The following is a 12,689-nucleotide window of genomic DNA, read 5'->3' as shown; positions in this document are numbered from 1 at the left end:
GTGTATAATGTGGGTATTATTTTAGAAGGGGATGCCATTTATTGAATGCAATTGATTTAGAAACGTCGCTCATACATAAGAAAGAGAATCGTTACTTCGTTCTTGCGCTTATCTTTAGTGTTTTCATTTATTTATGTCTGTTTATTTCTATTATTTTCATTTTCATCCTACCGATTCTTATACTCCTGCCCTTATTCGCTCAAGCGATTATGATGGCAAGCATTCGAACCAATGGCGTTCGGATCACGCCGAGACAATTCCCGGAAGTGTTCGCAATTGCCCAGGCACAGTGTGAGCGGATGGGCTTTACTGTTGTACCTGATCTCTATGTCATGGAGTCGAGCGGGATATTAAATGCGTTTGCTTCGCGCTTTTTTGGCCGCAATATGGTGGTGCTTTATTCCGATTTGTTCGAAATGATTCAGGCGGGTGGGGAAAAAGAGCTCACTTTTGTCATTTCACACGAGCTCGCCCACATCAAACGAAATCATTTGTCGAAGCAGCTGCTCATATTGCCGGCGTTATGGCTTCCATTTCTTGGTGAAGCATACTCGCGGGCTTGCGAATATACATGCGACCGTATGGCTGCTTATTACACCAATGATGCTGAAGCCGCAATGAATGGTTTAACGATATTAGCGATCGGCAAAACGCTCTACAAACGGGTAGACCGTGAGGAATATTTGCTGCAAAGCAGCTATGAGAAAGGTTTATTTGTATGGCTGGCTGAGAAGCTATCGACTCACCCGCCCCTGCCGAAGCGTATCTACGCGATTCAGCAATATGCAGGCATCTCATCGAATATCATTTTTAAGACATCCTCTTCGCGAATAGCACTTATCATCGTTTTGGCTGTTATTCTTGTTCTCGGGGGATCTGTTACGATCGGAGTGACCTTCTCGAAATCGATTGATACCTTCATGTCTTCTCTTGATGGGCCGCCAACCGATGATCAAATGCTTGGTGCAGCTTCAGAGGCTGATTTGGAGCTCGTTAAATCTCTGCTTAATGCTGGAGGAAATCCGAATGCAGCAGACGATGAAGGGTGGACAGCGCTAATGTGGGCAGCCCAGCTAAATGAAACAGCTATCGCTTCTTCTTTGATAGATGCGGGAGCGCAATTGAATGTGATTGAGCAAAGTTATGAAGAAACGGCATTAACGATAGCGTTGTATAATGAAAGCATAGAGATGGTAGCGTTATTGCTGGATGAAGGAGCTAATCCGAATTTACAGGATAGTTCCGGATGGACACCGCTAATGACCGCAGCAAAAAATGGTGACATAGAGGGAGCGGAACTTTTGCTAAAAGCAGGGGCTGATCCGTTGAAAGTTGATGAAACAGGATATACAGCTGAGGATTATGCGCTTGATGCTGGGTTTGACGAGCTCGCCGAGCTGTTGCAAAATTTAGGCGATCAAATATAAAAGAAAAGAAGCTTGATTGCTCAAGCTTCTTTCTTTTATGTATATTCAATTCTTTATGTTTAGGATGGTCGGGACGACACGATTTGAACATGCGACCCCCTGGTCCCAAACCAGGTGCTCTACCAAGCTGAGCTACGTCCCGGGAAAAGATGGTGCCGTCGAGAGGACTTGAACCCCCAACCTACTGATTACAAGTCAGTTGCTCTACCAGTTGAGCTACAACGGCAAGATGTATTCGCTAAACACAAGATGTATTATCGCATATAAACTGAAATAATTGCAAGTGTTTTTTTAATTTTTTTTCTGAAAGGATGATTAGGGTGAAAATCGTTATTGCACCGGATGCGTTTAAGGGGTCAAGCAGCGCATTTCAAATTGCTAGCACAATGGAAGCAGGCATTCGCACAGTACATCCACATGCTGAAATCGTACAGCTCCCAATGGCTGATGGCGGTGAAGGTACGATGGAGATTTTGGTACAAGCTACAGGCGGGAGTTTTATCGAGGTTCCTGTTCACGATCCGCTCAGCCGAAGCATTCATGCAAGATATGGCGTACTGGGAGATGGCCAAACCGCGGTTATTGAGCTTGCTGAAGCATCTGGTCTTGCTTTGCTCAAGAGTGAAGAGAAAAATCCGCTTATCGCTTCAACATTTGGCACCGGTGAATTGATTCGGCATGCACTCGGTTCTGGTTATCGTCAATTTATTATTTGCTTAGGAGGCAGCGCGACCAATGATGCCGGATCGGGCATGCTGCAGGCGCTCGGAATGAAGCTGTTAGATGAAAGTGGAGCAGAGCTGCCGCTTGGAGGCGTTCATTTGTCGAAGCTTGCATCGATTGATGATGCTGGTTTCCATTCGAGCATTCGCGAAAGCAGCTTCATTATTGCTGGCGATGTAAGTAATCCATTGTGCGGGGAGCGTGGAGCTTCTTTGGTTTACGGTCCTCAGAAGGGAGCATCGTCAGAAGCAGTCAAGCAGCTTGACCTTGCATTAGCTCATTTTGCTGAATGTATATCCAAGCATACTGGGATTGATGTGGCGAATTTGCCAGGCAGCGGAGCGGCAGGAGGAACAGGTGCAGCACTTTTAGCTTTTTTTGACGCCGCTATGCACGCTGGAGCAAAACTTGTAATGGATAGAATTGGATTTGAGGAGCATATTGTTGGCGCTGATTGGATTTTGACAGGCGAAGGGAGATTAGACAGCCAAACGGGATCAGGCAAGGTGATCAAGGCGATATGTGATGCCGCTCGGGGGCAGCGCATCCCTGTAATCGCCGTTTGCGGGTCAATTGATGCGAGTTCAGCATACACGTCGGAGCTTGGTCTTCGTGCAGGCTTCTCGCTCGTGCCGGGTCCATGTTCTGTAGAAGAGGCGATAGACCACACGGATGAGTGGCTGCTTGATCGTATCGTTCATATTTTCAGCTTGTTATAAAGACATAACAAAAAAGAAGCAGCCTATGCAGTGAGCAAAGGCTGCTTCTTTCTTGTTAACCTATCGTTATGCGGTTTCGCCTTCAACGGCTTCTTGATTTTGCTCAATTAGCATTTCGACCTTGCGAATCCGGTTTTTGCTCGTCTCACGAATGATAAATTTATAATTTTCGTAAAAGTGCTCTTTGCCTGGTTTTGGATCGGTCACTTGACTGTACAACCAGCCGCCGACTGTATCCACATCCTCTTCCTCGAAGTTCATGCCGGTTAGATCGCTCAACTCGCTAAGTGATACTTTACCATCGAGAAGATAGCAGTTATCGGCCAACTGTTCGATTTCCTTGCGTTCGTCAGCATCAAATTCATCACGAATTTCACCAACGATTTCTTCCAAAATATCTTCAATTGTAATTAGTCCGGAAGTACCGCCGTATTCATCGACGAGAATAGCGATGTGAACACGTTCTAATTGCATTCGCTTTAGAAGCATTTTGACTGGCGTAACCTCGGAAACGCTCAGTACAGGATGAACAAGCTTTTTGAAATCCAAATCACGATCAGATTCATATTCTAGGAAAAGCTGCTTCGTGTTAATCATGCCGACGATGTTATCCTTGCTCTCAAGTGCAACCGGGAAACGCGTATATTGTTCCTTGCGAATAATTTCCATGTTCTCAGCTAATGATTTGTTTGTATACAAACAAATCATATCGGTGCGGGGCACCATAATTTCTTTGGCCAGCAATTCGTCAAAAGCGAAAATGCGGCTTACATATCCGTATTCTGTATTGTTAATCTTTCCGCTTTGGTAGCTCTCGTTAAGAATAATTTGAATTTCTTCTTCCGAGTGTGCTTCTTCATGCTCTGTAGCTGGTTTCAATCCGAACAAGCGAACCAAAGCGTTAGCCGAGCCATTTAGCAACCAAATGAAAGGATATAAAATTTTGTGGAATAAAATAATCGGTTTTGCTGTTAAGAAGCTAATAAATTCAGCTTTCTGGATCGCCCACGTTTTTGGTGCAAGCTCCCCGACAACAACATGCAGGAATGTGACTGAAATAAATGCGATTAAAAAGGATAGAATATGACTGATGTCATCGTTAATAGCAAAACGTTCAAACAAGGGTAAAAGCATTTTTTCAACTGTCGGTTCTCCCAGCCAGCCCAGCCCGAGCGCTGTAATAGTAATACCTAATTGACAGGCTGACAAGTAGGCATCCAGATTACTCGTAACCCGTTGAACGGCAAGTGCGTTCTTCCGGCCCTCAAGCACTAACTGATCGATCCGACTGGAGCGAAGTCTGATGATGGCGAACTCCGTTGCGACGAAAAAAGCAGTTAATAAAATAAGAAGAGCAATCATGAATAAATTGAATCCTATACCCATTTTCGTTTTTCACTACCCTTTTATGTTTATATTTTTTTTATTCTTATGATCTACTATAACGAATGATTACATGATATGACAAATGCCATATCCAACGGTAACAGCCTTATACGCGCTTTAAAAGCGATTTAACGAGAATGAAAGGCTTATTCTCATTGATTTTCGAGCCTTTACAAGCGTCATTCTCCGGCATATGATGAGTTCATATGAACTTGTAATATAGGAATGCAAGACGAATGCGCGAGGAGGAAGCGATATGGAGTCCTTTACGCTTACTCGAAAAGAGATGGCTTGCTTGCTGCTGGCTCTGGACGGAAAGTATAATTTGAAGCCACTGCAAGTGCTGCAAGCCGCATGGACCAAAACGCATCAATGTGACTTGGAGAAAGGCACGGGACTGCCTGCATTTATGTCTACGCTGCTGCCTCCAATTATTGAAAAGCTCATTAAAGGAAATGAGATTAAAGGCTTTTCACTACATGAAATTGCTGCGTTGGGCCAACTAATCGAATATTCGAATCTGTCGATTACCTCCATGCAAAACTGGGTAAAGCGAGATTTCAAACCTTATTTCGATTGTCCGAAAGCTGGGAAAAAATATTCTCTGAACCAAGCTGCGTTATTATTCATTATTGATGATTTAAAGTCAAATCTTGATTTTGAATCAATACGCAAGCTTTTTGAGATCGTATTCAAGAAACCAGAGGATGAAGCAGACGATTTAGTTGGGCCTATTGAATTATATGCATCTTATACCAGTATGTTTGAGGAGCTAGATGCGAATAACGATCAACTGCTCGACATTTCCGGTCATTTGAAGGAAAATCCGCATCAAGATTTATTGACAGAGCATGTCATTCGCTCTTCAGCGAATCAATTTGCAAGCAGATTGCCGAATTTAACGGAAAAACAATGGGAAGCGGTGCGAAATATTTTGCTCGTTGCGGTTATTTCCATCCAAACCTCCTATTTTCATTCGTTAGCAAGGCGTTATTGCAATGCAACCTTATTTTTAGCCACAGAATAAATATGGTTCAAGGGATGACAAATTCACTAAATAGTCCTATACTGGTTTAAGTTGTAAACTACAAAATAGACAAACTGAAAAAGGCAAACTTGTTGAAAGACAAGGACGCAAAGTTATGGGCCTAAGGTGTACGCACTATGGCTGCCAGACCGCCGGAAGGATAATAAGCTAACTGAGCTGTCCGCCTCCTGTGGCTGGATAGCTTTTTTTGTTTTCAGGAGACAGAGGAGAGAGCAAGCAGGATGGTTTTTAAGGATAGGATAGAGAGAGCAAAAATACTGTTTAAGAAATTGAGTTTGAAGAAAATAACGAGCAAATTATTGCTTGTTACCGCAATCATCACACTTTTTAATGTAGGCTCGGGCGTTTTGATTTATTTTCAAAATCATTCAGTAGCAACCTCAGTCGAAGGCTCAGAGGAATTGCAGCGTGCTGAACGCAATTATCAAGGTATATCGAATAGGCTGCTGAAAGTGATGCTTCTAATGGTAGATGCCATTGAAAATGGCAAAAGCGATGCAACGCTGATCATGAAGGATTTGGAAACGATGCCTGCCAACATCGATGAATTAGAGAAACAGCTTATCGATATGGATAAGAAATATCCGCCTGCAACGGAAGATGGTCCTTATTATGCGAATCAGGTTAATGTTCTTAAGCTTGCATTAGATAACTTGAAAGTGACGAATACAGATGTGAGTGGATTATCATCAGATGAGAAATCGCTCCGCATAAGCAATCTAATAAGCGTATATACCGTCATTCTAAGTTATTCCAACGATACAATGCACGAGCGTTTGACCGCAGACGCTAACGCGACGCAGAAGCTTCTCGATAAAGACATATCCAGTGCGAACCTTATTGTGCTTATAAATGTCATTTTGCTAGCTATTCTTCCTGCTATTATGATTTTTGTCATCTCACAATCGATTAGAACAGGACTTGTAGGCATTACAAAAAGAATTAAGCAGTATGGCAATAATGATTTTACAAGTCAAGAAAAACTCGTTCGCTCTGACGAATTTGGCGATCTTGACCACGCTTTGGCTAATATGGGCGATCAGCTGCGAGAAACGATTAAAGCTACGCTTGAAGTGAGCGAATCTGTGCTCCACATTTCGAATAATATGGATAATATGATTGGTATTAATCGAAAAGCATCAGAGGATGTAAATGGCCAAGTGGAGCTGGGCAGAAAAGTGTTGCTGTCGCAGTATGACGATGCTTCATCCATTTCGGCAGTTACGGAAGAAATCTCAGCAAGCTCTCAGCAAATTGCTGCGTCGAGTGAATACATAAACAATGATATGCAAAATATGAAGCAATCATCTCATAACGGCACGCAGCAGATGGCTGGCGTGGTCTCGATGGTAAATGAAACAGTAGACCAGTTCTCAAAGCTAACTGAAGCTTTCGAAACGATGAATGAACGATATAACAATGTAGCTAAGTTTTTGAACGGCATTCAGGATTTGAACACACAGACGAATTTGTTGTCACTGAACGCATCCATTGAATCGGCAAGAGCGGGTGAGCATGGCAGAGGGTTCGCAGTTGTCGCTGATGAGATCCGCAAGCTGTCCAGTCAGACCGATATGATCTCGAAGCAGATCACGAAGGAGCTGACACTCATACAAAGCGATGTGGCAGCAAGCAGCCGCACGATCGGCAGCTTCGCGAATGTTATTAACACGACTCGTCAAGCATCCGAAACCGCAAGCAGCACATTCCAAGCATTGGAATCACAAAGCAGCATGCTGTCAGATCAAGTGAGCGAGATTTCTACGGCAATTAGTGAAATTACAACAGGCATGTCTCATATCGTGTCTGCAGTAGACAAGCTATTGACGACGTCTTCAGAAGTGAATGGGAAAATGGAACATATGAGCGAGCTTTCAGTTAAGCAAAATGATATATCCGATGATTTGCGCACGCTTGCGGAGAAGCTTTCACTTTCCTCGCAGGATTTGAAGGAGAAAGCATCTGTTTTCAAAGTGTAAGCAACAATAAATGATAATCGAGTGAGGCAGGCAGCATCCATAGGATTTGGGTGCTGCCTGCCTCTTTGTGCAAATAAAGAAGGATAAGCGAGTATAATGCCGAATCAATGAATGGAATAGACCAATAAAAAACAGATCCACTATGGGAGACAGGATGAGCGAAATGAACTTTCAAGTTAATTTACAAGGGATGATCGAGCTTCTCTCAAAGCATTTATATTCTAGCCCAGGCGTGTTCATTAGGGAATTGCTGCAAAATGGCGTTGATGCGATTACAGCACGCAAACGGCTTGGACATCGTTTTGATGCACGCGTAACAGTTGAAATTTACGGTTCTCGAACGATTGCCGTTCACGATAATGGGATAGGCTTGTCCGAATCCGAAATCCAGCTTTTCTTGGCTCAAATCGGAAGTACCTCCAAGCGTGACGAAATGGATTCAGCAGATGACTATATTGGACAATTTGGCGTGGGTTTGCTGTCCTGCTTCGTAGTGAGCGGCGAAATCGTTGTTATTACCCGCTCCGCTCTAGAAGGCGATACTTTAGAATGGCGCGGGCGGCCAGACGGCACGTACTCGATCCGCAAGCTTGAGAAGGATGCTCCAATCGGCACCACCGTGTTTTTGACATGCAAGGAGGGTTACGAGGACTATTATGAGTGGGATCGTGTGATGGAGTTAATGAGCCATTATGGTCAGTTCCTGCCTGTTCCGATTCATTTGTCCGAAGGGAAATCAGATATTAGGATTAACGAGGAATCTCCTCCGTGGTCCATGAATAGCAGTGATGCACTCACCTATGGCGAAGATCACTTGTATCAAACCTTCTTGGATGCCATACCTTTAAAATCAGTAATTGGTGAGCTTGAGGGTGTCGCTTATATTCTTCCTTATGCTGTAAGCTTGCAAGCCGAGAAAAAACATAAGGTATATATGAAACGTATGCTGCTTTCCGATCAAGTTAACAATATGCTTCCGGATTGGGCTTTTTTTGTTACGTGTATCATGAATACGAATGGACTTCGACCAACGGCTTCTCGGGAGTCATTTATGGAAAATGAGCTTTTTCACACCGTAAAGGATGAAATTGGCGAAAACATTAAACAGCATATGATTCAGCTTTCAGAATCAAACCCTGAACTATTCGGTAAAATTATTGTTATTCATTCTGCTTCCATTAAAGCGATGGCTGCCGAAGATGATGAGCTTTATCGATTGTTTATCCGTTTCTTGTCGTTTGAGACTTCATTTGGCATGATGAAGATGAGCGAAATATTGGAACAGAACAAACGTATCGTTGTATCTTCAACGCTTGATGAATTCCGCCAAGTGGCTCGCGTTGCCAAAGCGCAAAATGTGATGGTTATTAATGGCGGTTATGTCCATGATTTTGAGCTTGTGCGCAAGCTGCCTGCGCTGGATGAGGATATCGAGGCGTTAGTTCTAGATCCGATTAATTTCTCGAACGTCTTCCAATCCATAACTCCCGCGGAGCATAAAAGCATTCTTTCCTTTCTGGAGCTCTCGGATCAGCTGCTAGCTCCATTTCAATGCAGAAGCGTAGTAAAGCGATTTGAACCAGTGGATTTGGCCGCTTTATACAATACAAATGATGAAGTGAATTTTCTGAGAATGGCAGAGCAAACGAAAGATGAAGCTAATGATTTGTTCGCAAACATTGTGGATGTCGTCATCCATGAGCTATATGAGGTGCCATATGCGACGATTTGCTACAACTTTAACAATCCGCTTATGCAGCAGGCTATGACCTGTCAGAATGCGGATATGCAGAAGCTAAGCATTGAGACCGTTTATACGCAGGCCTTGCTGCTTGGTCAATATCCTCTTGGCCCTGAGGAGCTGAAGTTAATGAACAAATCGTTTATGCAGGTGCTGGAAATCGGTCTTAGTCAGGCTGGTGAGCGAGAGCTATGAAGCAGCGATATGATCAATTGCGAAGCGAGGCATGGAGCTTGCCGCAGGGAAAACAGAAGCTTGCGGTGCTTGAGGAGGCTATTCGGATAGCCGATTTGCATATGACGAAGGAAGACTCCTATTACGCCCGCATGTCTTATTCCGAGGCAGCGCTTGATTCGGGCTATGAAGAGCGATTTCTTGTTTCATTTACCTGGTGCTTAACCCAGTTTGAAAAAGATCCGGCTGCTTATTCGAGCTTCACCCTTATTTGGCACTATAAATGGTTTGTTAATCAAATTTGGCGGTTTCCGCAATTTGGTACGGATCAAATCACTTCGATTTTTAATGATTTTAAGGCGAAATGCTTACAATACGGTCACAGYCTGCGCCCATATTATCAATGTCTTCATCGATACGCGCTATCTCAAGGCGATCATGAGTCGGCTCAAGCAAACTATGAGCTTTGGCGCAAGACGGCTAGAGATGGAATGTCTGATTGCAGCGCCTGTGAGCAAAATGGCTTTGGCTACTATCATTTTACAGTTGGCAGATATCGGCGAGGACTGCAAGCTATGAAGCCTATTATGGATGGTCGAATGACCTGCAAATCCATTCCGCAAAATACGTACAGCCATCTTCTTCTCCCGCTCCTTGAGACAGAGCAAGCAGATGAAGCTGTAAAGATGGCAAAAAAAGGCGCGCGTTTGTTAAAGGGACCTGGTTACTTAAGCGAATATGGGAGCTTCCTTGCTTATTACACAGCAACCGACATTCATAAAGCCGCCAAATGGTTTGAACAAACCGTCCAATATGCAATGGATACGAGAGTAGGCTGGGATCGGTTGTTGTATATGATTTCAGCTAGAGCATTTCTACAATTGTGGCATGCGAAAAACCGTCGGAGAAAGCTGAATGTTAGCAGCGATATTACGTATGAGATGATTGTAAAGGATACCGAACAATTAGCTGCTGCTTTTGATCTAAGAAACCAAAATCATTATTGCACCGAGCTGCTCAAACAGAAGCTTAAACAAGTTCAAAAACTAAGCCATTTTTAATCCATGTGTTGACGTATAGCAAATGGAAGTGGTTCAATTGAACGATCGACAACAGAGAGGGCAGTGGCAGCTTATGTTTAAACAATTTATGAAAGCATCCAGGCTGAGCGTTCTTCCTGTTATGCTTATTCCCGTGGCGTTAGGTGCGCTGGGGGCTTTTGTGTGGAACGGCATTTTCAATCCTTTATTATTTATCATCACCATAGTTGGGGCAGGAACAGCCCATTTATTTTCTAATATGATCAATGATTTATGGGATTATTATAACGGTACGGATACGGCCGCTCAATCGACGGAAGGGGTAATTGCAACCAACTCTGGCTATTTGACAAAAGGGACGTGGAGCATTCRCACCTTTGCGACTGTAACATGGGCATTATTTGGCATTGCAGCGATTTGCGGCATTATACTTAGTATAACAAGCGGCTGGCCGGTGCTCGTATTTGGCGGGCTTGGGGCGTTAATTGCTTATTTCTATGTAGCTCCGCCGATCCAGTTCGGATACCGCGGCAAAGGCTACAGTGAAGTCGCGATCTTGATCTCCTTCGGCATACTGCCTGTCGTAGGCGCTTATTTTGTACAAACCTCGGAGCTAGATTCTCGGGCATTTTTGCTATCGCTGCCAATAGGACTTTTGACTACCCTAATTTTGTTTAATCACCATTTCCTGCACTGGCAGGCTGATCGTCAAGCAGGGAAAAGAACATTAGTCGTCGTTTGGGGAGAAAAGAGAGCACTCGTTTTCTCGCGCGTTTTGCTTTTTCTCGCCTATATTTCGCTTATCCTATGCGTGGTCGTGAAAGCATTGCCTATTTACGGGCTGCTGGCGCTGCCAACAGCGATACCTTTATATTTGGTATACGGCAGGTTATCATCAAATAATGTATCGACTGCATACGTGCCGCTTATGGGTGCCTCGCTGAAAGCAACGATGCGATGCGGTGTGATCTTAATCGTTGCCTTAATCATTCAAGGTCTTATTTAAAACATACAACTTAGAAAGAGGTCATGGATATGGAGAAGCAATGGACTTTAGGAGATTTTCATACGATTCTAAATGAAGGGGAAGTATGGAAAATCGGCGGTTTTCCGCTGCAAGACGGAACCTTCTGGCAGTACCGCGAGCCTAATGCGGTTGTCATTGTTCGCAATGGACTGCTGTATGTAAGAGCACCGCTTAGCCGCTCGAACGATCAAATTCAAATACTGGATAATGCTAAGCATATGTATTATTCTGCTGAACCTGTTCTTGTACCTGAAACCGGTGAGATTAGCTTTGAGCTGCAAATTCGCGCACGTTCGCAAAATACAGCGCCTGATGATCTTTATGATGGTTTTGTTTCTTTGAATCTGCTCGATTTCACGACGGGCGGTGCGCTCGACTTTTTTGCGGGAAATGACAAATATGCAAGTGTATATGCCGTTCTTCCTTTTCCGGGAGTTAAGGTGCCGGAGACGGATAAAACGAGATATTTCTGTGTGTTTAAGGAAGACACAAACTTTGCGGCGCGCGAATTTAATACGTACAAAATTACGTACAATCGCACCAATGATGAAGTCGTATTTTTTGTGAATGGCCAAGAAGTGCGGAGAGAGCGTGATGTTCCGGTTAAATTTAACCAATTTATCGTTGCGCTAGGCATTATGACGGAAAAGGATTTGTCGCCGGAGGGCAGCGTGTCGGTGCATGGACAGACTGTGATCGGAGAATGGTCTCCCATTACAATAGAAATTAAAGAGTAAAGTTGTTATGAAGGAGCTGCGTTATGCTATTCGTTCTTATTGCTTTGTGGGCTATTGCAGCCATTATATGGCTCTCCGATCGGCGAGCATCCGTTAATCATTGGTTAGGCGCTGTGGCGTTTAGCGGAGGAGCTGGTGCGCTTGCTGCCGTGCTTGACCTGCAATGGCTGCCAGCAGCAGCGGAAGCTGGAATGAATCAAGTAGCGCAGCAGCTTCTTTATCGCTTGCAAGCGTTCTCCTCGTTGACCTCCTACTACGGATTGCCGTATTCCTTTGCATTGTTTGCTATAGCTTACAAACCTGTACGGCTTCCAAAACGGCTGCAGCAGCTTATGCCCTTTTTACTGTTAATTCCGATTGTTTTATGTGTTTTGTTTACTCCATTTTATAATACGATGTATCCCATCTCGTTCAAGATTGTCGTATGGTGGGCGGTTCCTTATATTATGTACGGGGCGATACAGGTACTGCTCAAGCGGCAGCTGCATGCCTCTTTTTCTCGCACACACTGGATAATATGTTCAACCGTGCTGCCGCCGGTTATGTTCTGTATGGTCATGAATTACGTATTTCCGAGCTTCGGGATGCTGCGGATGTGGGTCTATAATACATGGATCATTGGTTTAGCCGTAACTGTATTTGTTATTGCATTATTCACCTATGGCTTCATGGGTGTGCGAGTGAAGAT

Annotated in this window: 9 protein-coding genes, 2 tRNA genes, 1 pseudogene and 1 riboswitch; of the genes and pseudogenes, 9 read left to right on the top strand and 3 right to left on the bottom strand. The window is 43.9% G+C overall.

What is annotated here, in order from left to right; all coding sequences use genetic code 11:
• Window positions 1-41 precede the first annotated feature (41 nt).
• Window positions 42-1,427: a M48 family metallopeptidase gene (locus AC1DPK_RS26355; RefSeq protein ID WP_477512146.1), complete on the top strand. Its 1,386-nt coding sequence runs from the start codon at window positions 42-44 to the stop codon at window positions 1,425-1,427.
• A gap of 65 nt (window positions 1,428-1,492) precedes the next feature.
• On the opposite strand, the gene AC1DPK_RS26350 is transcribed toward AC1DPK_RS26355, so the two are convergent.
• Window positions 1,493-1,569, bottom strand: a tRNA-Pro gene (locus tag AC1DPK_RS26350).
• 8 nt (window positions 1,570-1,577) lie between these two features.
• A tRNA-Thr gene (locus AC1DPK_RS26345) sits at window positions 1,578-1,653 on the bottom strand.
• Between the two features lie 85 nt (window positions 1,654-1,738).
• Between AC1DPK_RS26345 and AC1DPK_RS26340 the strand changes: the two genes are divergently transcribed.
• On the top strand, window positions 1,739-2,869 hold the full coding sequence (locus tag AC1DPK_RS26340) for a glycerate kinase (RefSeq protein ID WP_477512145.1): 1,131 nt from the start codon (window positions 1,739-1,741) through the stop codon (window positions 2,867-2,869).
• A 66-nt stretch (window positions 2,870-2,935) separates the two neighbouring features.
• Here AC1DPK_RS26340 and AC1DPK_RS26335 read toward each other — a convergent pair whose 3' ends face one another.
• On the bottom strand, window positions 2,936-4,255 hold the full coding sequence (locus AC1DPK_RS26335) for a hemolysin family protein (protein WP_076268110.1): 1,320 nt from the start codon (window positions 4,253-4,255) through the stop codon (window positions 2,936-2,938).
• Window positions 4,256-4,511: 256 nt separating this feature from the next.
• On the opposite strand from AC1DPK_RS26335, the gene AC1DPK_RS26330 reads away from it, so the two are divergent.
• The 7 genes and pseudogenes from AC1DPK_RS26330 to AC1DPK_RS26300 all read left to right on the top strand — a co-directional run.
• Window positions 4,512-5,282, top strand: a complete 771-nt coding sequence (locus tag AC1DPK_RS26330; RefSeq protein WP_339208676.1) for a DUF1836 domain-containing protein — start codon at window positions 4,512-4,514, stop codon at window positions 5,280-5,282.
• A gap of 72 nt (window positions 5,283-5,354) precedes the next feature.
• A riboswitch (cyclic di-GMP riboswitch) is annotated at window positions 5,355-5,439 on the top strand.
• Between the two features lie 85 nt (window positions 5,440-5,524).
• Window positions 5,525-7,282, top strand: coding sequence for a methyl-accepting chemotaxis protein (locus tag AC1DPK_RS26325; RefSeq protein WP_477512144.1), 1,758 nt, complete (start codon window positions 5,525-5,527; stop codon window positions 7,280-7,282).
• Between the two features lie 163 nt (window positions 7,283-7,445).
• The gene (locus tag AC1DPK_RS26320) at window positions 7,446-9,218 is read left to right on the top strand and encodes an HSP90 family protein (protein WP_477512143.1); all 1,773 of its coding nucleotides are present in this window, start codon (window positions 7,446-7,448) and stop codon (window positions 9,216-9,218) included.
• Window positions 9,215-10,258 carry a hypothetical protein gene (locus AC1DPK_RS26315; protein ID WP_477512142.1) on the top strand — a complete coding sequence of 348 codons (1,044 nt, stop codon included), beginning with the start codon at window positions 9,215-9,217 and terminating at the stop codon, window positions 10,256-10,258. Before AC1DPK_RS26320 ends, AC1DPK_RS26315 begins: the two co-directional genes overlap by 4 nt.
• Before the next feature lie 73 nt (window positions 10,259-10,331).
• Window positions 10,332-11,243: a UbiA family prenyltransferase gene (locus AC1DPK_RS26310; RefSeq protein ID WP_477512172.1), complete on the top strand. Its 912-nt coding sequence runs from the start codon at window positions 10,332-10,334 to the stop codon at window positions 11,241-11,243.
• Window positions 11,244-11,272: 29 nt separating this feature from the next.
• Window positions 11,273-12,001, top strand: a complete 729-nt coding sequence (locus tag AC1DPK_RS26305) for a DUF6081 family protein (RefSeq protein WP_477512141.1) — start codon at window positions 11,273-11,275, stop codon at window positions 11,999-12,001.
• Window positions 12,002-12,024: 23 nt separating this feature from the next.
• Window positions 12,025-12,689 (top strand): annotated as a pseudogene (locus AC1DPK_RS26300) (hypothetical protein); the annotation flags it as partial.

Source organism: Paenibacillus sp. 01T424 (assembly GCF_056398745.1).
The sequence above is the reverse complement of the archived record's forward strand: the minus strand, read 5'-3'. Positions and strand labels throughout refer to the sequence as shown.